Origin of the sequence: Lutimonas sp. (assembly GCF_051011215.1) — a bacterium.
In the GTDB taxonomy this organism is placed as follows: Bacteria; Bacteroidota; Bacteroidia; order Flavobacteriales; family Flavobacteriaceae; genus Lutimonas.
Map to the genome: position 1 here is coordinate 1 of NZ_JBPCUJ010000102.1, position 26,961 is coordinate 26,961.

General features: G+C 37.7%; 27 protein-coding genes and 1 tRNA gene. 14 read left to right on the forward strand and 14 right to left on the reverse strand.

Annotation, left to right across the window (positions count from 1 at the left end):
* Positions 1-153: 153 nt before the first annotated feature.
* Entirely contained in the window at positions 154-630 is a 477-nt protein-coding gene (locus tag ACR2MV_RS09070) for a DUF6495 family protein (protein ID WP_434021594.1), read from the forward strand.
* Here the strand turns inward: ACR2MV_RS09070 and ACR2MV_RS09075 are convergent.
* Entirely contained in the window at positions 627-1,313 is a 687-nt protein-coding gene (locus ACR2MV_RS09075) for an SIR2 family NAD-dependent protein deacylase (protein ID WP_434021619.1), read from the reverse strand. The two genes, ACR2MV_RS09070 and ACR2MV_RS09075, sit on opposite strands and share 4 nt — an antisense overlap.
* 3 nt (positions 1,314-1,316) lie before the next feature.
* Positions 1,317-2,489 carry a GlmU family protein gene (locus ACR2MV_RS09080; protein ID WP_434021595.1) on the reverse strand — a complete coding sequence of 391 codons (1,173 nt, stop codon included), beginning with the start codon at positions 2,487-2,489 and terminating at the stop codon, positions 1,317-1,319.
* Positions 2,490-2,665: 176 nt separating this feature from the next.
* Between ACR2MV_RS09080 and ACR2MV_RS09085 the strand changes: the two genes are divergently transcribed.
* Positions 2,666-3,271, forward strand: coding sequence for a carbonic anhydrase family protein (locus ACR2MV_RS09085; protein ID WP_434021596.1), 606 nt, complete (start codon positions 2,666-2,668; stop codon positions 3,269-3,271).
* Between the two features lie 70 nt (positions 3,272-3,341).
* Here ACR2MV_RS09085 and carB read toward each other — a convergent pair whose 3' ends face one another.
* Together carB and rpmH are read right to left on the reverse strand one after the other, a co-directional pair.
* Positions 3,342-6,191 (reverse strand): carbamoyl-phosphate synthase large subunit, encoded by a 2,850-nt coding sequence (gene carB, locus ACR2MV_RS09090; RefSeq protein ID WP_434021597.1) that lies wholly within the window; start codon positions 6,189-6,191, stop codon positions 3,342-3,344.
* A gap of 135 nt (positions 6,192-6,326) precedes the next feature.
* On the reverse strand, positions 6,327-6,485 hold the full coding sequence (gene rpmH / locus ACR2MV_RS09095) for a 50S ribosomal protein L34 (protein WP_290292076.1): 159 nt from the start codon (positions 6,483-6,485) through the stop codon (positions 6,327-6,329).
* 161 nt (positions 6,486-6,646) lie between these two features.
* On the opposite strand from rpmH, the gene ACR2MV_RS09100 reads away from it, so the two are divergent.
* The 7 genes from ACR2MV_RS09100 (at position 6,647) to ACR2MV_RS09130 (ending at position 12,989) form a co-directional block, all read left to right on the forward strand.
* Positions 6,647-7,528, forward strand: coding sequence for an SDR family oxidoreductase (locus tag ACR2MV_RS09100; RefSeq protein WP_434021598.1), 882 nt, complete (start codon positions 6,647-6,649; stop codon positions 7,526-7,528).
* A 185-nt stretch (positions 7,529-7,713) separates the two neighbouring features.
* Entirely contained in the window at positions 7,714-8,496 is a 783-nt protein-coding gene (locus tag ACR2MV_RS09105) for a ParA family protein (RefSeq protein WP_434021599.1), read from the forward strand.
* Positions 8,480-9,376, forward strand: coding sequence for a ParB/RepB/Spo0J family partition protein (locus tag ACR2MV_RS09110; protein WP_434021600.1), 897 nt, complete (start codon positions 8,480-8,482; stop codon positions 9,374-9,376). The genes ACR2MV_RS09105 and ACR2MV_RS09110 overlap by 17 nt, the downstream gene beginning before the upstream one ends.
* Complete coding sequence (locus ACR2MV_RS09115; RefSeq protein WP_434021601.1) at positions 9,377-10,006, forward strand: DUF5683 domain-containing protein; 630 nt, start codon at positions 9,377-9,379, stop codon at positions 10,004-10,006. It begins immediately after the preceding gene.
* A gap of 19 nt (positions 10,007-10,025) precedes the next feature.
* Positions 10,026-10,724 (forward strand): 4-hydroxy-tetrahydrodipicolinate reductase, encoded by a 699-nt coding sequence (gene dapB / locus ACR2MV_RS09120; RefSeq protein WP_434021602.1) that lies wholly within the window; start codon positions 10,026-10,028, stop codon positions 10,722-10,724.
* A 73-nt stretch (positions 10,725-10,797) separates the two neighbouring features.
* Complete coding sequence (lepB, locus tag ACR2MV_RS09125; RefSeq protein ID WP_434021603.1) at positions 10,798-12,342, forward strand: signal peptidase I; 1,545 nt, start codon at positions 10,798-10,800, stop codon at positions 12,340-12,342.
* A gap of 14 nt (positions 12,343-12,356) precedes the next feature.
* Complete coding sequence (locus ACR2MV_RS09130) at positions 12,357-12,989, forward strand: WbqC family protein (protein ID WP_434021604.1); 633 nt, start codon at positions 12,357-12,359, stop codon at positions 12,987-12,989.
* A 17-nt stretch (positions 12,990-13,006) separates the two neighbouring features.
* Here the strand turns inward: ACR2MV_RS09130 and ACR2MV_RS09135 are convergent, their stop codons facing one another.
* The 5 genes from ACR2MV_RS09135 to ACR2MV_RS09155 form a co-directional block, all read right to left on the reverse strand.
* On the reverse strand, positions 13,007-14,443 hold the full coding sequence (locus ACR2MV_RS09135; protein ID WP_434021605.1) for an amidohydrolase: 1,437 nt from the start codon (positions 14,441-14,443) through the stop codon (positions 13,007-13,009).
* A gap of 149 nt (positions 14,444-14,592) precedes the next feature.
* Positions 14,593-15,222, reverse strand: coding sequence for a tRNA (guanine-N1)-methyltransferase (locus ACR2MV_RS09140; protein ID WP_434021606.1), 630 nt, complete (start codon positions 15,220-15,222; stop codon positions 14,593-14,595).
* 170 nt (positions 15,223-15,392) lie between these two features.
* Positions 15,393-18,305, reverse strand: coding sequence for an FAD-binding and (Fe-S)-binding domain-containing protein (locus ACR2MV_RS09145; protein WP_434021607.1), 2,913 nt, complete (start codon positions 18,303-18,305; stop codon positions 15,393-15,395).
* Between the two features lie 29 nt (positions 18,306-18,334).
* Positions 18,335-18,673 carry a tRNA-binding protein gene (locus ACR2MV_RS09150; RefSeq protein WP_434021608.1) on the reverse strand — a complete coding sequence of 113 codons (339 nt, stop codon included), beginning with the start codon at positions 18,671-18,673 and terminating at the stop codon, positions 18,335-18,337.
* Positions 18,673-19,131: a DUF962 domain-containing protein gene (locus tag ACR2MV_RS09155; RefSeq protein ID WP_434021609.1), complete on the reverse strand. Its 459-nt coding sequence runs from the start codon at positions 19,129-19,131 to the stop codon at positions 18,673-18,675. Before ACR2MV_RS09155 ends, ACR2MV_RS09150 begins: the two co-directional genes overlap by 1 nt.
* Before the next feature lie 149 nt (positions 19,132-19,280).
* Between ACR2MV_RS09155 and ACR2MV_RS09160 the strand changes: the two genes are divergently transcribed.
* Complete coding sequence (locus ACR2MV_RS09160) at positions 19,281-19,841, forward strand: thioredoxin family protein (protein WP_434021610.1); 561 nt, start codon at positions 19,281-19,283, stop codon at positions 19,839-19,841.
* Positions 19,842-19,850: 9 nt separating this feature from the next.
* On the opposite strand, the gene ACR2MV_RS09165 is transcribed toward ACR2MV_RS09160, so the two are convergent.
* From ACR2MV_RS09165 to ACR2MV_RS09175, 3 genes are all read right to left on the reverse strand, one after another.
* Entirely contained in the window at positions 19,851-20,396 is a 546-nt protein-coding gene (locus ACR2MV_RS09165) for a YfiT family bacillithiol transferase (RefSeq protein ID WP_434021611.1), read from the reverse strand.
* Between the two features lie 5 nt (positions 20,397-20,401).
* Positions 20,402-21,226 carry a hypothetical protein gene (locus tag ACR2MV_RS09170; protein ID WP_434021612.1) on the reverse strand — a complete coding sequence of 275 codons (825 nt, stop codon included), beginning with the start codon at positions 21,224-21,226 and terminating at the stop codon, positions 20,402-20,404.
* 96 nt (positions 21,227-21,322) lie between these two features.
* On the reverse strand, positions 21,323-22,255 hold the full coding sequence (locus ACR2MV_RS09175; RefSeq protein WP_434021613.1) for a peptidylprolyl isomerase: 933 nt from the start codon (positions 22,253-22,255) through the stop codon (positions 21,323-21,325).
* Positions 22,256-22,426: 171 nt separating this feature from the next.
* Here ACR2MV_RS09175 and ACR2MV_RS09180 point away from each other — a divergent pair, with 171 nt between their 5' ends.
* Both ACR2MV_RS09180 and ACR2MV_RS09185 read left to right on the forward strand, forming a co-directional pair.
* Positions 22,427-23,242 carry a hypothetical protein gene (locus tag ACR2MV_RS09180; protein ID WP_434021614.1) on the forward strand — a complete coding sequence of 272 codons (816 nt, stop codon included), beginning with the start codon at positions 22,427-22,429 and terminating at the stop codon, positions 23,240-23,242.
* Between the two features lie 462 nt (positions 23,243-23,704).
* Complete coding sequence (locus ACR2MV_RS09185) at positions 23,705-24,472, forward strand: lipopolysaccharide kinase InaA family protein (RefSeq protein WP_434021615.1); 768 nt, start codon at positions 23,705-23,707, stop codon at positions 24,470-24,472.
* Here the strand turns inward: ACR2MV_RS09185 and aroC are convergent.
* Positions 24,449-25,507 carry a chorismate synthase gene (gene aroC, locus ACR2MV_RS09190; protein ID WP_434021616.1) on the reverse strand — a complete coding sequence of 353 codons (1,059 nt, stop codon included), beginning with the start codon at positions 25,505-25,507 and terminating at the stop codon, positions 24,449-24,451. The two genes, ACR2MV_RS09185 and aroC, sit on opposite strands and share 24 nt — an antisense overlap.
* A 139-nt stretch (positions 25,508-25,646) precedes the next feature.
* Between aroC and ACR2MV_RS09195 the strand changes: the two genes are divergently transcribed.
* The gene (locus ACR2MV_RS09195) at positions 25,647-25,949 is read left to right on the forward strand and encodes an acylphosphatase (RefSeq protein WP_434021617.1); all 303 of its coding nucleotides are present in this window, start codon (positions 25,647-25,649) and stop codon (positions 25,947-25,949) included.
* Here ACR2MV_RS09195 and ACR2MV_RS09200 read toward each other — a convergent pair.
* Positions 25,939-26,691 (reverse strand): sulfite exporter TauE/SafE family protein, encoded by a 753-nt coding sequence (locus tag ACR2MV_RS09200; protein WP_434021618.1) that lies wholly within the window; start codon positions 26,689-26,691, stop codon positions 25,939-25,941. The genes ACR2MV_RS09195 and ACR2MV_RS09200 overlap by 11 nt on opposite strands.
* A gap of 142 nt (positions 26,692-26,833) precedes the next feature.
* On the opposite strand from ACR2MV_RS09200, the gene ACR2MV_RS09205 reads away from it, so the two are divergent.
* A tRNA-Ser gene (locus tag ACR2MV_RS09205) sits at positions 26,834-26,918 on the forward strand.
* Positions 26,919-26,961 lie beyond the last annotated feature (43 nt).

Here is a 26,961-nt window from a genome sequence, read left to right on the forward strand (position 1 = left end):
GAAAACAGTTTCGTAATGATTCATAATAATAACTATTAAATTGTTAATTTTTAAGCGTGCAAATATACAACATTATTTTTGTTTTTGATTACTTTTGCATTTTAAAATAAATAATAATCAGTGCATACCACTGATTGATTTGATTCAAAGGATATGATGAAATTTGCCAAGCTCACTAAGGAGCAGTTTGAAGAGTTGAGCGACGAGTTTGCGGTTTTTTTAGCGGCTCAAAGTATTGATGAAAAAGAATGGACCAAAATTAAAGAAGAGCAACCTGAATTGGCTGAAAAGGAATTGGAGGTTTTTAGCGATTTTGTGTGGGAAAAGGTCTTGAATAAAACAGGTTATTTAGAACATTTTTCAAAAGATGCTTTAAATCTTTTCAAATGCAATGAAAAAGATATGCAAAGAATCGTGGTAAAAGTGAATAAAGAAGGAATCAATTTATTAGATACCAAGGATTTTGACTGGCTTTTGGATAATTCCAAGGATCCAAGAATTGAATATTTAAAAGGTAAAAAGGAGTATAAATCCGAGAGAAGCATTGAGATTTTTGATGTAGTTCAAAAGGGAGGTGTTGTATCAGATGGAAAGCTTTTTGAAGCCATGCATAAGATGCTCTCTGTCTAAGAATTCAATATAAATTCTATAAATTTTTCAACACCTGTTGTAGCCTTTTCAGGAATAATAGTGAGGTTGTTGAATGCTGATGCTTGAATGGCAGGATTTGGATCTATAAAATATATTGGAATACCTGTTTCTATATAATTTACAAGGCTTGCTGCCGGATATACCTGCATGGAAGTGCCTATGATCACTAAGATATCTGCTTTTGAGGTTATTTCAATCGCCGTATCTAATAGTGGAACTGATTCTCCAAACCAGACGATGTGCGGCCTTAATTGACTTTTTAATTCACAGAGGTCGCCTTTAATGAGATCTTCAGTCCAGTCATAGACCAATGCCTCATTGCTGGTGCTTCTTACTTTTTTTAATTCTCCATGAAGATGCAACACTTGTTTGCTTCCGGCTCTTTCATGTAAGTCATCCACATTCTGTGTTACAATCTCAACAGAGAATTCATCCTGCAGATCGGCCAGTAACTGATGTCCTTTGTTTGGTAAAACTTCAGCGAGTTGTCTTCTTCGTTGATTATAAAAATCCAGCACCAGGTCCTGATCTCTAAACCAACCTTCCGGCGAGGCAACATCCATTACATTGTGTCCCTCCCACAGGCCATCAGCATCTCTAAAAGTGTTAATGCCACTTTCAGCACTCATTCCGGCTCCGGTAAGAACAACAATTCGTTTCATCATCTATTTCGCTCTGTATTTGGAGGATGTTTCAAAGATATGTTCCATGATCTTTTGATCATCTTCGGTATACGCTTCGTTTTTTCGATTCATTACCAATTTTGTTGTTTCATGAGCCTTCGCAAGCGCATAGGTTTTTAGGCCCGCAGCACCTCCCCAGGAAAAAGAAGGGATAAAATTTCTAGGAAAATTACTTCCATAAATATTGGCACTCACTCCGACAACAGTACCTGTGTTAAACATGGTGTTGATTCCGCATTTAGAATGATCCCCCATGATCAATCCACAAAACTGTAAGCCCGTATCGACAAACCTTTCTTGCGCATACTCCCAGATTTTCACATTGGCATAATTATTTTTAAGGTTGGAATTGTTACTGTCTGCACCCAGGTTGCACCATTCTCCGATCACAGCATTTCCTAAATACCCGTCATGACCCTTGCTGCAATACCCCGATAGAATGGCATTATTTACTTCTCCACCAATTTTACTCTTTGGTCCAAGGGTGGTCGGTCCGTAGACTTTGGTGCCCATTTTTACCACAGAGTGTTCTCCCATGGCAAAGGGTCCTCTAATCATGCTGCCTTCCATTACCTGAGCATGCTTGCCAATATAAATGGCTCCTTTACCGGCATTTAAAACACCTATTTCAATGTCGACATCCTCTTCAAGGAAAATACGACCTCTGTTGATACAATGTACCGAGTCAGGTATTGGTGCAGAAGTTCTTCCTTCAGTAATAAGATCGAAATCAGCTTCTAAAGCTTCTCCGTTATGGGTGAAAAGATCCCAGCTGTGTTTTATTTGAATCAGATCTTCTGAAAATTCAATGGTTCGGAATGTATTTAAATCCACTTCTTCATTTTCATTACTAAAAAATGCGAGAAGCTCCCCCGATTGGTAAATTGCCTCAGAAGTCTTTAAGTTCATTATCATCTCAGCCAAAGCAACTGTCGGTAAAATGGAAGCATTTATAAGAACATTTTCTTCCATTTCCACCATAGGGAACTTATCGGAAAGATAATCTTCAGTGATGGTAGTGGTGGTAAATCCTAAATGCTTTTCCCATTTTTCTCTGATGGTAAGTATACCAATCCTAAGATCAGCAACAGGCTTTGTATAAGTGAGAGGGAGTAAGTTATCCCTGTATTCACCATCAAATAAAATATAATTCATGAGTCAATTTTTTGAGCAAATATAAGTTTTTTAGGAGAATGATTGTTTTGTGAAACCTAAGAAATATTGGACGAGTTAAAGGTTTTATCTGTATGAAGGAGAGACCTCAGTAAAGAGGAACTTTAGTCACGCCCTCATTTTCCAAAAAAATTGTATTTTTAGGTAAAAATTATAATATGCAAACATTTACAAAAGAATTACAGGATAAGACAAGCCCACAGGCTGCTATAGACAGGTTGAAGGACGGAAATAAAAGATTTGTTGATAAGGCGGCTTCTGAAAGAGATTTTTTATCTCAGGTAGGGCAAACCAGTGGAGGGCAATTCCCCTTCGCAGCTTTACTCAGTTGTATCGATTCAAGGGTACCGGCCGAATTGGTGTTTGATCAGGGAATCGGGGATATTTTTAATGTAAGAGTCGCAGGAAATATTGTTAATGAAGATGTTCTTGGATCTTTGGAATATTCATGTAAAGTAGCTGGTTCTAAGGTGATCGTTGTTTTAGGACATACCAAATGTGGCGCGGTCACAGCTGCATGTAAGCATGTGGAGTTGGGAAATATCACCCATTTATTAAGTAAGATTCAACCAGCTGTATCTGCGGCTATGGGAGGTGAAGCCACTCCTGAGGCCATTGAAAAGGTCGCGTTGAAAAATATTGAAATGTCTATTGACAGGATTCGAAAAGAAAGTCCTATTCTGGCTGAAATGGAAACGAATGATGAAATAAAAATTGTTGGTGCTATTTATGATGTAGCGAGCGGTGTTGTTTGTTTCACCTAATCAGCAAACAAAAGAATCAAAAAAAAGCCCTGATACAGATCAGGGCTTTTTTATTTTTAACTATGAGTACTTATCTACTCAAGTACATTTTTCTTCTAGAATATAATTCATAGAAGTCATCATCTTTTAAACTGTCAATAAACAGAATGCTTTCTCCTGTAGATTTCATTTCAGGTCCAAGATTCTTATTGACATTTGGAAACTTATTAAACGAAAATACGGGTTGTTTGATGGCAAAACCTTCTAAACGTGGTTTGAAATCAAAATCTGTTACCTTATTCTCACCTAACATGACTTTCGTGGCATAATTCACGTATGGCTCATTATAAGCTTTAGAAATAAACGGAACCGTTCTAGAGGCTCTTGGGTTGGCTTCAATAATATATACGGTATCGTCTTTTATCGCAAATTGTATATTGATCAATCCTTTTGTTTCCAAAGCGATGGCAATTTTATGCGTGTGATCTTTGATTTGCTGCATTACAAATTCTCCTAAATTAAATGGAGGTAAGGTTGCATTGGAATCTCCCGAGTGAACTCCACAAGGTTCAATATGTTCCATAATTCCAATGATGTAGACGTTTTCTCCGTCGCAAATGGCATCAGCTTCCGCTTCAATGGCGCCATCCAGGTAATGATCTAAAAGAAGAACGTTGTTTGGTATTTTTCTTAAAATATCGATCACATGACTTTCCAGCTCATCTTTATTAATCACAATCTTCATTCCCTGACCACCTAATACATAACTAGGTCTCACCAGTATTGGGAAATGTAATTCATCAGAGATAGCTGCTGCTTCATCGGCTGAAGTGGCCGTTCCGAATTGAGGAAACGGGATGTCTAATTTTGTCAATAATTCTGAAAAATTACCTCTGTCTTCGGCCAGATCTAGGGCTTCAAAGCTCGTTCCGATAATCTTTATTCCGTACTTACTAAGTTTTTCTGAAAGCTTCAGCGCCGTTTGTCCACCTAATTGTACAATTACTCCTTCAGGTTGTTCTAACTGAATAATGTCCCAGATATGTTCCCAGAAAACAGGTTCAAAATAGAGCTTGTCAGCGATGTCAAAATCTGTAGAAACAGTTTCTGGATTACAGTTGATCATGATGGTTTCATAGCCACATTCTTTCGCAGCCAGCACACCATGAACACAACAGTAATCAAATTCTATTCCCTGACCAATTCTATTCGGTCCGGATCCGAGTACTACAATTTTTTTCCTATCAGTAACCACACTCTCATTTTCAGAATACGATTTTCCGTCAACAATCATATCGCTTTCAAAGGTAGAGTAGTAGTAAGGAGTTTCAGCCTTAAATTCTGCTGCACAGGTATCAACAAGCTTAAATACTCTATTGATATTTAAATCTTTACGTTTTTTATGAACTTCACTTTCCCAGCAGCCTATCATATGGGCAATTTGTCTGTCGGCAAACCCTTTTTGTTTTGCCTCTAATAACAATGATTTTGGTAAGGATTCTAAATTGTTAAAGGAGCTAATTTCTTTTTCAAGTAAATGCAGCGCCTCATACTGTTTTAAAAACCACATGTCAATTTTTGTGATTTCATGGATTCTGTTCAGCGGAATACCCATCTGAATCGCATCATAAATAATAAATACGCGGTCCCAGCTGGCATTTTCCAGTTTTTCAATGATCTGATTGTAATCCTTCAACCCTTTACCATCTGCACCCAAGCCGTTACGACTTACTTCGAGAGATTGCGTTGCCTTGTGAAGGGCTTCCTGAAATGATCTTCCAATTCCCATAACTTCACCAACAGACTTCATCTGCAAGCCTAAAGTTCTTTCTGCACCTTCAAATTTATCAAAGTTCCAGCGAGGAATTTTTACAATAACATAATCGAGTGTAGGTTCAAATAAAGCTGATGTTGTTTTTGTGATCTGATTATCAAGTTCATCCAACGAATAACCAATGGCCAATTTCGAAGCAATCTTGGCAATTGGATACCCAGTTGCTTTAGATGCAAGGGCAGAAGATCTTGATACTCTTGGGTTTATCTCAATGGCAATAATATCTTCTTTTTCATCAGGACTCACAGCAAACTGCACATTACATCCTCCTGCAAAATCACCGATACTACGCATCATTTTGATGGCCATGTCTCTCATGCGCTGGAAAGTAGTATCCGAAAGCGTCATCGCCGGAGCAACTGTGATTGAATCTCCGGTATGAATCCCCATAGGGTCCATATTTTCAATGGTACAAATAATAACTACATTGTCATTTTTATCACGCAGTAATTCCAGTTCATATTCTTTCCAGCCTAATAAAGCTTTGTCAATCATTACTTCGTGAATTGGAGAAATTTCCAATCCTCTGCTTAAAAGCTCATCAAAATCCTCTTTTCTGTGAACTATAGATGCACCTGCACCTCCCAGGGTATATGAGGCGCGGATTACCAGTGGAAATCCAAACTCCTGTGCAATTTCTTTTCCTTTTAAAAAGGATGTAGCAGTTGCCTGTGGCGCCATGCCAACACCAATTTTAAGCATCAATTCACGAAATTGTTCACGGTCTTCAGTAATATTGATCGCATCAATATTTACCCCAATTAAATCTACATTAAAATCTTCCCAAATCCCTTTCTCATCCGCTTCTATACATAAATTCAAGGCCGTTTGTCCCCCCATGGTAGGTAAAACAGCATCAATATCATGTTTCTTTAGAATTTCTATGATAGATTTTGTCGTTAAAGGTTTCAGATATATATGATCAGCCATCTGAGGATCTGTCATAATGGTTGCTGGATTCGAGTTAATCAAAACAACTTCGATACCTTCTTCACGTAATGACCTGATTGCTTGGGTTCCTGAATAGTCAAATTCACAAGCTTGGCCGATAACTATTGGACCAGAACCTATAATTAAAATCGATTTTATGGAATTGTTTTTTGGCATTCTTTTTTATTTTTTGAGGCTAATTTATTGAAAAGTAATTAATTATCAGAATTATTTATTGTCCTTAAAATTTAGGTATAAAAAAAGGTGTTACTAATAAAAGTAACACCTTCAATATATATATGTTTAGACATATTATTTTTTATGACCTGGATCAGATGACACTGAAAGTTTAGCTCTTCCTTTGGCTCTTCTTCTAGCCAAAATCTTTCTTCCATTCACACTTGACATTCTTTCACGAAATCCGTGTTTGTTTTTTTTCTTTCTATTCGATGGCTGGAACGTTCTTTTCATTTCTATATATCTTAATAATTGGGTATAGTCCTAATTTTTCTCTAAAAGTCCGGCAAATATACAAAGGTTTTTAGTTCTGACAAGCATGAAATAAAAAAAACAATTAAACTACTCAAGTTTTTAACAATTTAAAAGTGTATTTTTGTGTAAAAAGAAAATCTATGGATTATAACAAGCCCATGTTACGGGACAACGCATTAAAAGACGAAGTTATTATTGTTACAGGTGGTGGCAGTGGGTTAGGCAAGGCCATGACAACCTATTTTCTCGAATTAGGAGCTCATGTGGTGATCAGTTCAAGGAATATGGACAAGTTGTTAACAACTGCCAAAGAATTAGAAGAAAAAACAGGAGGAACTGTTTTACCGGTAAGTTGCGATGTGAGACATTACGATCAGGTCGAAGCCATGCTGGCAGCTACGCTGGAAAAATTTGGTAAAGTAGATGCGCTTGTAAATAATGCGGCGGGTAATTTCATCAGTCCGACGGAACGATTGTCTGCCAACGCATTTGATACGATCATAGATATAGTTTTAAAAGGGTCTAAGAACTGTACCTTGGCTTTGGGGAAACATTGGATAGATGTCAAACAAAAAAAGTCAACGGTTTTAAATATAGTAACAACGTATGCCTGGACCGGTTCAGCATATGTGGTGCCTTCAGCTACAGCTAAAGCGGGTGTTTTGGCGATGACCAGATCATTGGCGGTGGAATGGGCCAAATATGGAATCAGAACCAATGCCATAGCTCCCGGACCGTTCCCTACCAAAGGGGCCTGGGATAGATTGTTGCCCGGAGAGCTGAAGGATGAGTTCGATATGAAAAAGAAAATTCCTGTCGGTAGATTAGGAAATCATCAAGAGTTAGCGAACATTGCGGCTTACCTTGTTTCTGATTATTCAGCATTTGTAAATGGAGAGGTCATCACTATAGATGGCGGAGAATGGCTGAAAGGAGCAGGAGAATTCAATATGTTGGAAAAGATTCCTGAGCAAATGTGGGATATGCTTGAAATGATGATTCGAAGTAAAAAGAGCAAATAGCGCTCAGAATTAGCTTCAAAAATTCTCAATTTTTCTGAGTACATGATTCGCTACCAACAATTTGCGTAGCCTTATTTTCTATGAGGCTGCTCACTTGTGAATAAGCAGGCCTTGTATGTTAAAAACTTCGTTTCATAAGCTCATAAATAATTGTATTTTTACAGCGATTAAAATTCATTATTTGAATGGGAAAAATTATAGCGATTGCTAATCAAAAAGGAGGGGTTGGTAAAACAACAACTACTGTTAATTTGGCGGCATCCTTAGGGGTTTTGGAGCAAAAAGTATTACTTGTTGATGCAGATCCTCAGGCGAATGCAACTTCAGGATTAGGAATTGAAGTTGAAAGTGTTGAAAAAGGGACCTATCAGGTGCTCGAACATACAGTAAAGGCACGAGAAGCTATAGTGAAAACGAATTCGCCCAATGTGGATATTATACCGGCTCATATAGATCTGGTCGCGATTGAAATAGAACTTGTTGACAGAGATCAGCGGGAATATATGTTGAAAACGGCATTGGATGAAATAAAAGCAGACTACGATTATATCATTATAGATTGCGCTCCTTCATTGGGTTTGATCACTGTCAATGCCTTGACGACCTCAGATTCCGTAATCATTCCAATTCAATGTGAATATTACGCCTTAGAAGGATTGGGTAAATTGTTGAATACGATTAAGAGTATTCAAAAAATTCATAATCCTGAACTTGAAATAGAAGGATTGTTGCTGACAATGTATGATTCTCGTTTAAGACTTTCCAATCAGGTGGTTGCCGAGGTGAAGAAACATTTTCACAATATGGTTTTTAAAACTATAATTCAGCGAAATATTAGATTAGGAGAAGCACCTAGTTTTGGTGAGAGTATCATTTCGTATGATGCCACTAGCAGAGGAGCCGTTAATTATATTAATTTGGCTCATGAAATAATAAAAAATAACAGTAACGATGGCCAAAGCAACTAAGAAACAGGTTTTAGGAAGAGGATTATCAGCTTTGCTGAGTGATACAAATGAGGATATCACTTCGATTCAGGATAAAAATGCTGAAAAATTAGTTGGCAATATTGTTGAGATAGAATTGGAAGCGATAGAGGTAAACCCGTTTCAGCCAAGGACAAATTTTAACGAAGAGGCTTTACGGGAACTGGCGGGTTCAATAAGAGAATTAGGTGTTATTCAACCAATTACTGTCCGCAAATTAGAAGGAAATAAGTTTCAGCTGGTGTCAGGGGAACGTAGATTCAGAGCCTCTAAATTAATTGGTTCCGCCTCAATTCCTGCCTATGTCAGAATTGCAAATGATCAGGAAATGCTTGAAATGGCCCTGGTTGAAAATATCCAGCGAAAGGATCTGGATCCCATTGAAGTGGCGTTGTCATACAGGCAATTGATCGAAGAAGTAAAGCTAACGCAGGAACAATTAAGTGTTCGTGTGGGAAAGAACAGGTCGACAGTAACCAATTTTTTAAGATTGTTGAAACTTGACCCGATTATTCAGACAGGTATCCGGGATGGTTTTTTAAGTATGGGGCATGGAAGGGCTTTGATCAATATTTATGATGCCGATGTGCAGCTTGAAATTTATCAAAAGATTATCAAAGACAAGCTATCCGTAAGACAAACGGAACAATTGGTTAAAAGCGTAAAGGAAGGAAAGCCATTGGCAACCCCGCCAGCTGTAAAAAAAGAGATTCCTGAATTTTTAAAGCAAGGTATTAAAGACATGAGTACCTATCTTGGGCATAAAGTTGATGTAAAAGTTTCTGGAAAGGAAAAAGGAAAGATTATTATTCCTTTTCATTCTGAAGAAGATTTTGCCCGCATCAAAAAATTACTTGAGTAAATGCTGCAAAAAGTTATTTATAGCCTACTAATTTGCATTTTTTGTTGGAATCCTGGTTTTGCTCAAGAGGTTGAGGAAGATAAAAAGGAGGAAAAGAAAGAGGTAGTATCTGATGAGATTGTGGGAGATGAAGTTGTTGTTGAAGGGGTTGTTTCTCTGGAGTCACAGGAGATTGATCCACTGTCACCGGCTACGGCTGCATTTTATTCAGCAGTTTTACCGGGTTTAGGACAGGCCTACAATAAAAAATATTGGAAGATACCCATCGTTTACGCGGCTCTTGGTACAGGAGTGTATTTTGTGGTAGATAATCAGAAAGAATATGAACGGTATCAGGACGCCTATAAACTAAGGATATCAGGAAGACCGGATGAATTTGACGGAACGGGCACCAATCCGAATATTAGTGATGATGGTTTGATCAGGGCACAGGAAGTTTTAAAGAAAAACAGGGACCTGGCTCTTTTTATTACCATTGGATTGTATGCTTTGAATATAATAGAAGCAAATGTTGATGCCCATCTTGATGACAAGGCATTTAATCGAAATTTGTCATGGAAACCAACCCTTTATGTCAATCCGGTTGATAATCAAACCATGGCAGGATTGAATTTAAAATTTGACTTTTAACAAAAGGAGAGATTAGAAAATGAAAATTGCATTATTAGGATATGGTCGAATGGGAAAGGCCATAGAAAAAATAGCCTTGGAACGTGGGCACGAAATAGTGATTAAAAAAGATGTGGAACCCCAGGAGGTGGATCTTAGCATTGCGGATGCCGCCATCGATTTTAGCCATCCTTTGGCAGCTTTTGATAATATTAAGAACTGTATAGACTCGAAGGTACCTGTGGTCTCAGGAACAACAGGATGGTTGGATAGATTTGAGGACATTAAAACCTATTGTCAGGAAAAAGAAGGCGCATTTATTTATGCATCTAATTACAGTATAGGAGTTAACCTGTTTTTTAACCTGAATGCGTATCTGGCAAAAATGATGCATCAAATAGCTGAGTATGATGTGTCGATGGAAGAGATTCACCATATCCATAAACTGGACGCGCCAAGTGGCACGGCTATTACCTTGGCGGATGATATTATTTCAAATTCAGATAAACAACAATGGAACATTGAAACTCCTTCATCGGATGATTTGTTCATCAACGTAAAAAGAGAAGGAGAAGTTCCTGGAACACATCAGGTTTCTTATACTTCATCCATTGATTCAATTGAGATCAAACACACCGCATTTAACAGAACAGGTTTTGCCTTGGGGGCCGTAGTTGCAGCAGAATGGTTGCACGATAAAAAAGGAGTATTTAACATGAAAGATGTCTTGGGTTTATAAAATTATCTTTAAAAAAAGGTAACAAACCATCAGACATAGATACTAATTAAGATAAATAAGAAAAAAAACAGTTATGACCTTAACACAGTGGTTGCTTTTTATACTCATATTGCAAGTTGTTCATTTTTTGGGCACTTGGAAATTATATGTGAAGGCAGGAAGAAAGGCCTGGGAAGCCATAGTTCCCATATACAATGCAGTGGTACTGATGCAGATTATCAACCGACCTAAATGGTGGGTGATTCTCTTGTTTATACCCATCATCAATTTATTGATGTTTCCAATTGTTTGGATTGAAACAATTCGGAGTTTTGGTAAAAACACAACAAAAGATTCCTTTTTAGTGGTATTGACACTTGGATTTTATATCTATTATGTGAACTATATGGAAGATGTCTCCTATATAGAGGAAAGGAGTTTAAAACCAAGAACCGCTACTGGAGAATGGGTAAGTTCTATCGCTTTCGCGGTGATTGCAGCAACATTGGTACATACCTATTTTATGCAGCCTTATACCATTCCCACTTCTTCTTTAGAGAAATCTTTATTGATAGGAGATTTTTTGTTTGTCAGTAAGTTTCATTACGGTGCCAGGGTACCGATGACTACGGTTGCTGCACCGATGGTACATGATACCTTGCCACTGGTTAAAACCAAAAGTTATTTAAAATTCCCACAATTACCCTATATGCGTTTGCCGGCATTGCAAAAAATAAAACGAAATGATATCGTGGTTTTTAGCTGGCCTGTCGATACGGTTGAACAGTTTTTCAAAAAAACGAATAGAAGGATTCGAAAGCCCATTGATAAAAAATCTAATTATGTAAAACGTTGTGTGGGTGTACCGGGAGATTCTCTGGAAATCAGAGACGGATATGTGTATATCAATGGAGAAAAGAATGTATTGCCGGATAGGGCAAGGTTGCAGTTTTTCTATGAAACTGATACAGAAGGAAAGGCCTTAAGCGTTAAAAGTTTGAAAAGTCGATACCATGTAAGAGAAGGAGGAAGGTTACAGGATGGTAATTATATCTTAAATCTTTCAGATGAAGATGCGCAGCTAATATCGAAGAATCCAACGGTTAAAAGTCTAACAAAGCGCTTAACGCCGAAAGGACAGGGAGAAGCTGTTTTTCCCAATGTAAACTCTCTGAATTGGAATAAAGACAATTTCGGACCAGTTTATGTTCCAGAAGAAGGTAAAACAGTTGCTTTGAACACGCAAACCTTACCATTTTATAAGCAGATTATCGTAGAATATGAAAAGAACAGTATCCGTGTTGAAAATGGTAAGATTTACCTAAATGGAAGTGCTGATCCATCAGACACCTATACCTTTCAACAAAATTATTATTGGATGATGGGTGATAACAGACATAATTCTGAGGATTCAAGATATTGGGGATATGTACCTTATGACCATGTGGTTGGTAAGCCTGTATTTATCTGGTTCAGTTGGAATTCTGATGGCCAAGGGCTGGATAAAGTGAGATGGGAACGATTGTTCACCACCGTTGGTGGCAGTGGGAAGCCGATTTCATTTTTCTTTCCTGTGCTTGGACTTGTATTGGTACTATACGGAGTTAATTGGTTTAGAAAAAGAAAAAAAGCGGCATAAATTAATTTAAAATTTTGTTAGTACAACCAACATTTTTCGGACCTATCATTCAATTTGCGAAGATGTCTGGACAAAAAACGGTTGTTTTTGAAAATCATGATAATTTTCAGAAGCAGACCTACCGAAATCGTTGCTATATCTATGGAGCTAATGGGAAGCAATTGTTGAGTGTACCAATTCAGCATGGCAGGACTGGAAAAAGACAAAAAACCAAGGATATTAAAATTGATCATAGTTTTTCATGGAAGAAAAACATGATCAAATCACTTGAGTCATCGTACAGATCTTCGCCGTTTTTTGAGTATTATGAAGATGAAATTATGCAGATTTTTAAGAAGTCACATGATTTTTTACTTGATTTGAACCTACATTCCTATGAATTGGTAAAGGACTGTCTTCAGTTGGAACAAGACTATTCATTTACAGCATCCTATAGTGACAGCCATACGGATCATAAAGATATAAGATTTTTGGCCAATGCTAAAAAGATGCCTGTATATGACCTTCGACCCTATACACAGGTGTTTGATGACAAGCATGGATTTATTGGAAATTTGAGTGTGCTGGACCTTTTATTTAATGAAGGAACAAATGCACTTGACTACCTGGAATCACATTCAAACATACAGTTAGGCACCTATTCATAGCAACCTGCATTTTCATTTTATTTAGCTGGAATCGGTGGAGGCCCCTCCGGGATCATAGCTTTGTACACCTCAGTTCCTTTTCTGGTCATATATTCATCTTTGACCTCCTGTACTTTCTTAGGACTTTTGTAAAGATCAAACATGGTCATCGCCATGGCCTTAGCGGCATAGATCATTCCTTTATGACCAATAGACATTCCTCCACAGGCAACGACGGCCCATGAATGCCATGGAGTATCTTTTGGTGCAGTTGTTACCCTCAGGTTAATATTTGCCACATTCCAGCTCACATCTCCTACATCTGTGGAACCTCCTCCCGGGTTTTTTCGGGTCTCTTTTAGAGGTGTGATATTGCTATCTAAACCTAGCTGCGGTTTACCTGTTTCAGCCTGTATTTTTTTTCCGAAGGCAATTTCTTCCTCGGTATAAGAAATGGGACCCAGTAGTTCAAGATTTTCCTGCAAAATTTCTCCACCAGCTCTGTTTACCAATATTTCATAGATTCCAGAAATTAAAGAGATTTTATACTCTACATTCGCCATTATTGCGGCTCCTTCAGCCATTTCCTTTACCCGCTCATAAACAGGTAACATTCCTGATCTTTTGGAGTCTCGGATACGCACCCAGACTTTTGAATAATCGGGTACAACATTCACCACGGCTCCGGCATCCTGTATATGATAATGCATTCGAACGCTTGGCCTGACATGTTCTCGATAATAATTGATTCCTGCCGTATAAAGCTCGAGTGCATCTGATGCACTGCGCCCATTCCAGGGATCAGCTGCGGCATGAGCAGCCTGTCCAAAAAACTCCACCTTGAAATCAATTAAAGCCAAGGAACTTTGCACATCTGCCTCAGTGGAGGCATGAGGGTGCCAGCTCATATTGACATCAACATCATCCCAAAGTCCGGCATTGACCATCCAGATTTTACCAAAATACTTTTCCTCACTAGGTGTGCCAAAAAACTTGATGGTACCTTTTATTTTTCCTTGTTCCATTAGCTCCTTTATGGCAATGGCTGCACCTAAACTGGCTGTACCAAATAGGTTATGACCACAGCCATGTCCGCCACCACCAGCTTCCAAGGCTTCCTTAGTTGGCAGTGCTTTTTGAGATATGCCGGGCAGGGCATCAAATTCACCTAAAATCCCGATAACAGGCTTGCCACTGCCGTAGCTTGCCACAAAGGCTGTTGGCATTCCTGCCACTCCTTTTTCTACAGTAAAACCATTTTTTTCGGCATAATCGGACAGGATTTTGGAAGATTCATATTCTTCAAAGGCCGTTTCGGCTTTTGCCCAGATCGCATCACTAATAGTAATTAGTTCTTTTTGATGCGCTTCAATGATCTTGTTGATTTCCTGTTTTTCTTTTACAAGTCTGGTTTGTGCAAATAGATTTACGGAAAGGAATACAAATGCTAATAAGAATACTGTTTTCAGGGTCATGGATTAAAGTTTTAGCTGATAGCAATTTAATAAAATCTCACCAAAGTTTTATTCTATGTAAATCAAGGAAAGGAGAGTGGGAATTCTAAATGCAAAAAAAAACCGAATACATGATGTATTCGGTTTCTTTATGTGGTGATTAAGTAAGGTTATTTCTTACCCTTTTTATCGGCATATTTTTGCTTGTTCAGCTCATCTTGTAATTCACGTCGTACCTTTTGTTCTCTTTCCAACGCCTTTGCTTTATAAGCCTCAAATTCTTTCTCAGTATCACTCAATAAATCCCTGGCTTGAACCGTGATGGAATTACTGGATTTAAATCTAAAGATGAAAAAGAGAAGCAAGGCAACCAAACTGAAGATAATCGTCCATAACAAACTGTTATAAGAAGATTTTGTCATTGGGATACTTAAGAATTTAATGTTGTCTTTTTCTTTTGTAACCGAAGTAAGATTATTGTTCGTTTTTTCAAGATCTGATTTTAAACTTTTAATTTCATTTCCTTGAACCTCGACTAATTTTTTTGTGTCACTCAGGTCTTTCTTGAGTCCTTGCATCGAATCAAGAACATTCCCTTTTATTTTCTGATAAAAAGTCTTTTTTACGACTTTATACTCTTGATAAGAACTTGATTTTCTGTATAAATAATCGAATTGACTTTCTATAGTTCCATTGTCAAGAGAAGGTTTAGGTCCCGTTTGGGCGTCAGCCTGTGCATAACTAATGGTTGAAAAACATAAAAAAAAGGTGAAAGATAAAACAGTGATGAATTTTTTCATTTCAATGTTATTTGATTAATAAAATTATAATAAGCTGATAGTCAATAGTTTTTGCTTTATTTGATTTCGATGCATTCACTAAGGCTACCTTAATTGCTGCTATTATAACTGTTCTCTAGTTTAATTTAAGAGGGCTCTAAAATTAATTAAATTTACATTGTCTGCAAAAATTATTTTAGGGCTTCTCTGAATAGGCTAATTGGATGTTTTGCCAATCTATTCGTTCCGTCTTTTATCTGATGTCTGCAGCTTGTTCCTGCAGCAATTATTTCTATTGAATTATCATAATTTCGAACCTTAGGAAACAGCGTGTCTTCACCGACCTGCATGCTGATTTTATAGTGCTCTTTTTCGTAACCGAAAGAGCCAGCCATGCCACAGCACCCTGTATTCATAATACTTACTTCAAAATTCTGAGGTAAACTCAGCATAGAGAAAGTGGCTTTCATATTTGAAAGTGATTTTTGCTGACAATGTCCATGAACTTTGATGGTTTTTGCTTTGGTGGTGAATTGATCCCTTGTAATATGCCCTTTCTTAATTTCTCTTTCTATAAATTCTTCAATGGTATAACAATGACTTGCCAGGTGAGTAGCTGCATCATTGTCGTCTGCTAATCGTAGGTATTCGTCTCTAAAAGTAAGGATGGCAGAAGGTTCTAAGCCAACCAAAGGGCTGTTCTGGTTTACCTTTTCTCTAAAAAACTCTACATTCCTATTCGCCAAATCTTTGGCTTCATCAAGCAGTCCTTTTGAAATAAAACTCCGTCCGCTTTCTTCATGATCCGTTATGATCAATTCATAGCCTAGTTTATGCAAACATTCCACAGCATCTTTTGCTACCTGATCGTCGTAAAACTCCGTAAATTCATCAATGAACAGGTACAATGCTCCATTTTTGATACTGCCGGATTCAAATCGATATTTATTCTTAGAATACCATTTTCTCGCTGTCATGGAAGCAAGTTTTGGAATACTTCTTTCGGTGGCGACCCCCATTATTTTCTTTGCAATATTCGTGTTTAAGACCAGATTTGCAAGAGATGGCGCGATAGCCCCTAATTTATTATATTTCACATTATCTGCAAACAAGCGCGTTCTAAAACTAACTCCATTTTCTTTTTGATATTGGTACAGGAACTCTGCCTTGAGTGCAGCAACATCTACATTACTCGGGCATTCACTGGCACAAGCTTTGCAGCTTAGACATAGGTCAAATACTTCTTTTAGTTCTTCGTGATCAAAGCGATTCGATTTTTCACTATTGGTTAAATATTCACGCAGCAGGTTTGCACGCGCCCTTGTCGTATCCTTTTCATTTTTTGTAGCTCTGTAACTCGGGCACATCGTTCCTCCGGCAAATACAGGTTTTCTGCAATCTCCGGATCCGTTACATTTTTCTGTTGCTCTTAAAATCCCTTCAGAATCTGAAAAATTTTGAATTGTCTCTATAGTGGGTTCTTCGCGATCGGGAACATACCGTAAGGAAGCATCCATCGGCCAGGGATCAATTACTTTTCCCGGATTTAGTAGTTGGTTAGGATCGAAAGTCTGTTTGATCCGTTTCATCAAATCATAATTCTTTTTGCCCAGCATCAGACTGAGAAATTCCGATCTGACAATACCATCCCCGTGTTCACCACTCATGGCACCCTTATATTTTTTCACTAATTTGGCAACTTCACTGGTTATTTCCCGAAAAAGTTGGATGTCTTCGCCGGATTTAAGGTTAAGAATTGGTCTTAAATGCAGTTCTCCGGCACCTGCATGGGCATAGTATACAGCCTCCTGACCATACTTTTCCATCATGGCGGTAAATTCCGCAATATACTTCGGAAGATCATTGACTTCTACTGCCGTGTCCTCGATGCATGCCACTGCCTTTCGATCACCAACAATATTTCCCAATAACCCCAACCCTGCTTTTCTTAAGGACAAGGCTTTATCAATTTCTTCACCCAGTAAAACAGGATAGGCATAACCAAAATTATTTTCCTTTAGTTCTTCAATTAGAATCTGCGCTTTTTTCTTGACAATTTCTGGATCAGTATCACAAAGTTCCAGCATCAGTATAGCAGCAGGATCACCTTCTATAAAAAACCTGTTTTTGATCTGTTCCCGATTATTTTTAGTGCAGTCCAGAATCGTTTTGTCCATCAATTCACAGGTAAATAAGTTGTGATTCATGGCTGAAACAACGGCTTCCAGACTTTCTTGAATGCTATGAAAATGGGCAGCAACAATCAGGTTATGGGCAGGAGGAAGGCTGTCTAAAGAAAGTGTGATGTCATTTGTAAACGCCAGTGTTCCTTCACTTCCACAAAGTAATTTAGCTAGATTTATTGGCTTTTCACTATCTGAAAAGACTTCATTTTCGAGGATGGCATCAATGGCATAGCCATTGTTTCTTCTGTGAATTGATGGCTTCGGAAATTCATTTATAATTTCTTGTCGTACTTCCTGTTTGGATAATTCAGTGTATAATAAATTATAAACCTTGCTTTCAAGAGAATTACCTTTCAGTTTCTCTTTGAATTCCTTTTTTCCAATGCTTTCAAAAGTACAACTGGAACCATCAGAGAGTGTACAATTTAATGCGAGCACCTTGTCCCTGGTAACTCCATATTGTATGGATGTTGTTCCAGAAGAATTATTTCCTACCATACCACCAATCATACAACGATTTGAGGTGGATGTATTGGGTCCAAAAAATAATCCAAAAGGTTTTAGAAATTCATTTAATTCATCTCGAACAATACCCGGTTCTACCCGGATGGTTGCACTCTTTTCATCAAAGGCAAGAATACGCGTATAATGCTTAGAGGTATCAACGATAATACCTTCCCCCACACATTGGCCCGCCAGTGATGTACCTGCAGTTCTTGGTACCAGAGACACCTTGTTTTTAGTTGCAAAATCAATCAGGGTTTTGATATCCGAATCTCCTTTCGGATACGCCACCGCCAAGGGAATCTTTCTGTATACGGAGGCATCCGTGGCATATATATTTTTATGAAGATCATCTGTAAATAAATCACCAGTCAGATCATTCGAAAGTTGAAGCAATTCTGTTGTCATTGACATGCTTAATACAATGAGAAATTAGGTTTGAATTAAAGTACTTGTGTCCCGTTTGCAACACTATCCTGAGGATATAAAAGTACAACATCTAGTCCATTTTGAATACCTAAAACAAGACATTCGCTTTTAAAATTTGCAATCTGTTTGACTTTAAAGTTAACGACAGCAATAATTTTTTTTCCTACCAAGGATTCTTGAGTATATAAGGATGTTATCTGGGCACTTGATTTCTTTATCCCGAGGCTGCCAAAATCAATTTTAAGCTGAAAAGCGGGTACTCTGGCTTTAGGAAAATCATTGACTTCTATAATGGTTCCGACACGTACATCTACTTTCTGAAAATCTTCAAATGAAATATGTTCAGCATTCATTACTTAGATAGTTTTTCCAGCACCCAGGCAGGTCCGATAAGGAGAAATTGTAAATCTTTAATAAAGGAAGGTTTTTTACCTTCAATATGATGTCCATAAAATTGCCCGATCCAGGCAACCACAAAAATAGCCAGCGAAGTAAAAAACAAAGGCAGATTTTGTCCTAAATAATAGTTTCCTATGATGCAAAGAACACCAAAACCAAGCATTCGCAAAAACAAGGTAAATGATAATCGGATATAAAAAACAAGCAATAAAACCATGACTACACTCGCCCAGTTGCCAATCATAGGATTTGCAATGCCCAATGTATTTTGAAGGAATCCTGAAGGAATACTCATAATCATTCCCACGATACTGAAAAAGATCGCAGGAACACATATATAATGTATTTTCTGATTCGTTTCGTTTTGATGGCTTACGGCATATTCATCGTACCATTGCTGTGCTGTTTTCATAGTTGTTGATTCAATTAATAATAGGATATCCGTCCCTCTCCGTGCAATAAACTTTGCATTAAAGTCCTAATTAACCAATGATTCGAATCCTTTTAAAAAGATTATTTTTGTGATAAGAACAAAGTAAATATAAAAATAAATTGTGATTTATGGCAAATACAGCTTCTAATATGCTGCCACTCGATTCAACCGCGGCATATTTTGAATTATTAGATTCCGTGTCAGACCGAATGATAAATTTGAATCAGATAAAAGGAAAGGATGCAACCGTTGTATTTTTTATTTGTAATCACTGTCCTTTTGTGATTCATGTAAATCAAGAATTAGTGAATTTGGCCCGCGATTATCAGCCAAAAGGAGTCGGGTTTGTGGCGATCTCATCAAATGACGTGGATAATTATCCTCAAGACGGTCCGGCATTGATGAAACAGGTTGCGCTAAAAGAAGGCTATTCATTTCCTTATTTATATGATGAAACTCAGGAAGTGGCGTTGGCATATCAGGCGGCTTGTACGCCGGATTTTTTTGTGTTTGACAAAGAGATGAAACTGAAATACAGAGGGCAATTAGACGATTCCAGGCCCGGAAATAATCGGCCTGTGACAGGAGCAGATCTCAGAAATGCACTGGATCTATTGTTGGCCGGTAAAGGGGTAACGGCCATTCAAAAACCAAGTATGGGCTGCAATATTAAATGGAAACATGACTGAATCTGATTTTTAAAACCAGTCTCTGCTGGTTAACAGGTTTCCTATATGGGCATAATGATGTTTGGCATGCCAGGCATAGATGCCGATATTTTTTTCCAAAGAAACTTCTTCATTTGTCTCTGGATGGATAAAAACTCTTTTGAGATCGGTCTCTGATAAGCTCTTTAGTAGATATACCCATTTGGCATGAAGACTTTCAAGTGCCAGAAGCGATAGTTCTATGGGTGCTTTATAATCATCCAATTCAGCCCATCTTTCTTCATAATAGGCCTTGATTACTGGTTTATCTTCAGTTAAAGTCCATTTGAATCGAATGTAACTATTGTAATGACTATCAACCACATGATGCACCACTTGGCGAACCGTCCAACCACCTTCCCGGTAGGGTGTATTTAATTGTTCTTCGGTTAATTTTTGGGTAATGAGACGCATTTTTCTCGGAAATGATTCCAAAATACTAATCCATTTTTCAATATCCTTCTTGGTTATTTCATCAGGTATTTTTGCTTTACCAATTGGATATTTCAGGTGTTCTAAAGGGTCTGATTGCATCATTTTTATTAAAAATTACCGTGTAAAGTAACTAAGGGGCCAGAAAAATTCATATCAAACTCTCCCTGCCAAAGGTCATCGCTTACCTTAGCATTTAAGAAGAAAAAACGATAATCCAAACCTACTCCAAAATTCTGAATAATCTGGTATTTGAGACCTGGAGCTATATTCCATAATCCTCCCGAGTATTTATCAATAGAAATTCCGAAGTAATCAAGTCTGGTAGACACGGCCCATTTTGGGGTAGGAGCCCAGTGGTACCAAGCACCTAAATTTGGAAGTGGTATTAAAAAACTGGTTCTGGGAGCTCTAAATTCTTTATCTCCTTGATCAGTTCTCACTTCACCTTCCAGGAAGGCACCAATATTCACCATATGTACTCCCAATCCAGCACCCAATGAATGTTTGGGACCCGTTGAAATAGTTCTTCCTACAAACACTCTAAATAGCGCAAACTCGACACCGCCTCTCACAAAGGTGCCTTCTTCAAAGGTGATATTGTCGAGAACGATATCCCTATCCAAAGTTACCCTAGACGCGTTGTTAACCGCGAAATATTCACCTGTTAATCGCCATTTTTTATTCCATCGCCATTCACCATTGAAGAAAAATGTGGCTTGATTATCATTAAAATCAAAGGTTCTTCCAAAGTCAATATCTTCTCCTAAATCTCCATCGGCACCAAATTTGACATCTTTTTGCGGAATGAATACTCCTGCTTCCACATAGAACTTATCAGTAAGGAGTGGATTACTTTCTTCTTCCTGCGCTTCAAGGTATAATGGTCCCATCAAAATGATGCAGGACCAAATGAATCTATTAAAAAACTTCATGGTTTTGTTCAATTTATAAGTGAAGTTACAACAAAACTCTATAACAAAAAAGCACCTGATTGTTAAATCAGATGCTTTTCTGGAAAAAGGATACGATTATTTTACATCCATTAACTCTACGTCAAAAATAAGGGTAGCATCCGGTGGAATGACACCTCCAGCTCCTTGAGAACCATAAGCCAGATGAGAAGGAATTACCAATCGGGCTTTATCACCCACTTTTAATAATTGCAAACCTTCATCCCATCCTTTGATGACCTGTCCAACTCCTACAGTAAAGTCAATTGGCTGTTTTCTGTCATAAGAAGAATCAAAAACCCGTCCATCAGCTAATTGACCTTTGTAATGAACTGATATATTTTTTCCCTGGCTTGCCTGAGCACCTGAACCTTTTTGAATGATCTGATACCTTAAGCCACTATCTGTTTTATTAAAACCGGCTGCCAATTTATCTAGTTCTGCATCCATTTTCGCTTTGGCTTCAGCAATACGTTGTTCTCTGGCTCCTTCAAATGTTCTAAAAGCTTCAACGGCATTAAAAGCTGTTGCAGCCTCTCCAACTCTTATAATATCCATGTTCTCAATAAGATCGTCCTGAGCAATAGCATCAACAATATCCTGTCCTTCCAGAACTTCTCCGAAAACGGTATGTTTGTTATCTAACCATGGAGTTGGTACATGTGTGATAAAAAATTGACTACCATTGGTGCCCGGTCCGGCATTTGCCATTGACAGTATGCCTGGTTTATCATGCTTTAAATCTGAATGAAATTCATCTTCAAAACTATATCCAGGGTTGCCGGTACCTGTTCCTAACGGACAACCACCTTGAACCATAAAATCAGGAATAACACGGTGAAACTTTAAGCCGTCATAATACTTCTCACCCTGAGGCTTGGCTGAATTCTCTAAGTTTCCTTCAGCAAGTGCTACAAAATTACCAACTGTACCAGGCGTTTTTTCCATCTCAAGCTTTAAAAGGATGTCTCCCTTTGAGCTTTTTATTTTTGCATATAAACCGTCGTTCATGTCTTGTTATTTTTAAAATTCGAGCAAAGATAATTTATTCCAAAAGAAATGTGATGAACATGTAGGATTTATTAAAAAATTTTAAGGAAATATTAGCATTCAAGTTGTGAGCAAGAATGAAATATAATTGGGTTTACAACGTTATAAATGGGTAAAACAAAAACAATTACAATGAAAAAGATCGGATTATTACTAGTTGCTTTGCTTATAAATCAAGCGATGTCCGCACAAATACAAGAAGAAAGTTTTGACCAATCGGAGATTCCTGCTGGGTGGATCTATGAGATTAATTCAAACGCCACAGGATGGCAGTTTGGATATACCGGTGTAATGCCTAACAGTGGTCCTACGATTGAATCGGAGTTTGACTCAGGTGCTGCGCTGTTTAATGATCATGTTCATGGTAACAGGTCAAATGACAGAACGAGCTTGACGACGCCTGTTGCTGATTTGACGAATATTGATGACGCTCAGATTGAGGTCACCTACAATCTTCAGGTAGAAGATGAAAAGGGAGAATTCTCGATTGAAGTGTATGACGGTAAGAAATGGAAGGAAGTTTATTTTCAAGATACCTCTTCGCCAAAAAATACAGGTATGAATGAAGTCGTATTATTAGAGGTAAGTGAATTTTTAAATGATGAATTTCAGGTAAGATTTGTATATAATGATGAAGGTCAACATACGACACAAGGCCTTGGTATAGATCATTATGAACTTAAGGAAGCCATCACAAATACTGAGTTCAACGAGAGTTCTATTAGTGCAATTAATGTATTAAACATACCAGAGAATGTACTGGTGTTGGATACCAATGATGAATTGAACAGAGAGGATGTGTTGCAGGATCTTGCACAGCATCTTAAAAATACAGAGCTGTCTACAGATTCAATCATGTATAATATTACAGAATTCCCGAGCGGGAGTGGCATGTTCAGAGTACAGGAAGAAACGAATGTAGGATCTTATAAAGCGCTGAAGAAGTAACCAGCTAACTGAATAAACATAATTGAGAACTGCTTATGAAAATAAGCAGTTTTTTTGTGCCTTTATTTTAAAACAAAAGACCGCCAAGGAATTTTTATCTTCCAATAGCGGTCCAAAAAAAAGGGATCTTCAGGGGCTTTAACCAACTAAGGTACAGCCATTTATTATTCTATTAATTAATCCGTAAAGAGTAATTAATTGTAAATTCATACTTTTTACATGTCTCCATTACACGAAGTAAGGCAACATTTAGCTCTATACAGAAACTCTGTCTAGATTGTTATTGTGAGAAAATTGTTATTTGAGGGAAGTGAGTTGAACTTTTCAAATCCAACTTAAACTTAAACGCATGAATTAAATTTTTATTTTAAATGAGACATAATTATTACATTTACGCAGATTAATTTTTTGAACTACATCCATGCAATTGGCTAGAAGTCTAAACTTTAAAGGGAAATTGAAATGATCAAAACATATGTGGACGACAATAGCATTGAGAATACTATCAATGATATTATACAGTCATTCAATAATTCCGGAAAGATTTTTTGGCAGAAGAGAAATACCATCAAAGTATTTGACGTTGGCGATGAGCTATGGAATGTTAAGTCCTTTCAAAAGCCACACTTGATTAATCGTTTTGCCTATAAATATGTTAGGAAGTCCAAGGCCAGACGTTCTTTTGAGTACGGGAAAAAACTTCTTCAAAAAGGAATTCTAACACCAAAACCCTTGGGCTATGTAGAATACAGTAATTTAATAGGATTGACCAATAGTTTTTATGTATCAAAAAATTTAAATTACGATTTGAATTTTGAGAAACTGATCGATGAAAATTATCCGGACAGGGTTAGGATTTTGGAGCAATTTACAGAGTTTACCCATCTTTTACATGAAAAACAAATTCACCATTTTGATCATTCCAAAGGGAATACCTTGATCTGTAAAAAGGGTGAGGGGAAGTACGACTTTTACCTGATTGATTTGAATCGAATGAAATTCGAAAAAATGGATTATCAACAGCGAATTGATAATTTCAACCGTTTATCGCTCACGCCTTCCATGATTCAGATTATAGGAAAAAAATATGCTTCCATCATTGGAGTAGATGAGGAAAAAGTCATACGCGATATCACTGCCTCCTGTGAAAAGTTCAAAGCCTTTTCCGGAAGGAAATCAAAATGGAAAAAAATTATTGGTAAAGATCTAGCTTCTGGCTCTGGCCAATAAGTAAAAATCTGCCATGACCATGGCGGCCAATGCTTCAACAATAGGAACAGCTCTTGGCACAACACAGGGATCATGTCTGCCTCGTCCCTGCATTTCTACATTATTTCCTTTAGAGTCGATGGTATCTTGTTTTTGAATCAAGGTAGCTACAGGCTTAAAAGCAACTCTAAAGTAAATATCCATTCCATTCGTAATACCTCCTTGAATGCCTCCAGACAGGTTGGTCTTGGTCGATCCATCCTGATTAAACAAATCGTTGTGATCACTGCCCTTCATTTTTGCACCACAGAAACCACTTCCATACTCAAAACCTTTTACGGCGTTTATGGAGAGCATAGCTTGTCCCAGTGCGGCATGTAATTTATTAAAGATGGGTTCTCCTAATCCAATTGGAATGTTCTGAATGACGCAGGTAATGGTTCCTCCAACGGTATCACCTTGTTTTTTCACCTCACTGATATGGCTGATCATTTTTTCCGCCGTGTCAGGATCGGCACAACGAACGATATTTTGCTCAATGTTTGCAAAATCAAAATCCTGGTATGGTTTGTCAATAAATATTTCACCGACGGAAGACGTAAATGCAGTTATTTTGACATCTTTGATGAGCTGTTTAGCGATGGCGCCACCGACGATCCAATTGGCTGTTTCCCTTGCAGAACTTCTTCCTCCACCTCTGTGATCCCTTACCCCATATTTCTGATCATAGGTATAATCTGCATGAGAAGGACGGTACACATCTACATTATGAGAATAATCTTTACTCTTTTGATTCGTATTTTTAATTTGAAAACCTATGGATGTTCCGGTAGATTTTCCTTCAAAAATTCCCGATAAAAACTCCACCTGATCCGGCTCTTTTCTTTGAGTGGTAATTTTAGATTGACCAGGCTTTCTTCTGTCAAGCTCCTGCTGAACATATGAAAGGTCAAGCTCTATTCCTCCCGGAAATCCATCTATAACACCCCCAATGGCAGGTCCGTGCGATTCTCCGAATGTTGTTAGTTTAAAAAGATTACCTATTGAATTACTCATGAAAATTGAATTAAAAAAAACGAAAAGCAAAGTTACTATAATATGTGACAAGTGAAAAACAAGAACTAATAAGTTTTGGATTTTTAGTTTTAAATTTGACAGGGGTAAAAAGTGTAGCTCATAAAAGGCTTTTCCCAGGTTGGAAAAAATAATAACTGTGGATGAATTTATGATTCGAAATTATCAGATAAAAGTAAGCGGTTTGGTACAAGGTGTATGGTTTAGAAAGTATACCTGTGACGAAGCACTTTCATTAGGTTTGACAGGCTTTGTGAGAAATGAGCCCGATGGGAGTGTGTATGCAGAGGCGCAGGGAGAGGAGGCTCAATTAAGTTTATTTTTGGAATTTCTGAAAAGCGGATCTCCTTTGTCCAAAGTAGATTCAGTTGATCATAAAAACATTCCAATTACTAATTTAAAATCCTTTGATATTAATCGGTAAAAAACCAAAGTTTGACAGCCATGATGATGACCATAACGACGAGGAAAATTTTTACCAGTCCATCACCTTTAGATACAGACCACCGACTTGCAAACCATCCCCCAATAGCGTTTCCAGCTGCAAGTATCAACCCATATTCCCAGTTAATTTTATCGTTGATATAGAATATGATTACAGCAAACACGGTATAAATCCCAGTAATAACAATTTTTAAGGCATTGCTTTTTACCAAAGAAAATCTGTTAATACCTGACAGAACCAGCAACATTAAGAAACCTACGCCAGCCTGAATAAATCCGCCATAAATACCAACAAAGAAAAATAAAATGATACTGATCCATAGGTGTTTACCACTCACCCTTTCAACAAGGTCTTCAAGCCTTGTTTTTCGATTGAATACCAGGTATGCGACCACAACAACCATTATAATAGCAAGAATTTTATTAAATAAGGCCCCGTCAATTTCTATGGCAAGCTGAGCTCCTAAAATGGCACCCAAAGTGGCGGAAATACCAAAATATATACTAAAAGGGTAGGTGTTGATCCCTTTACTCCTGAATCCAGCGTTCGTTACAATACTCTGAATCAAGATAGCTACCCGATTGGTTCCATTGGCGACACTTGGCGGTAATCCTAAAAAGATGAGCATGGGTAAGGTCAATAAGGAACCACCTCCAGCCAAGGTGTTTATGACACCAGTGACCAGGCCAATAAACGCTAATAGGATCAATTCTAATTCCATCTGAAAAAATAAGCGATAAAAGTAGCATTTATTTAATTAGAACTTTAATTTAAAATAGTAGAAAAAAAATTATAAAATACTTTAGTAAAACAAAAAAGCGTTTTATATTTGCGCTCGCATTTGAGCAATCGAATACACTCATGGAGAAATGGCAGAGTGGTCGAATGCACTGGTCTTGAAAACCAGCGAGGGTCACACCTCCGGGGGTTCGAATCCCTCTTTCTCCGCATAAGTTAAAACCCACAACGGTAGTTGTGGGTTTTTTGTTTT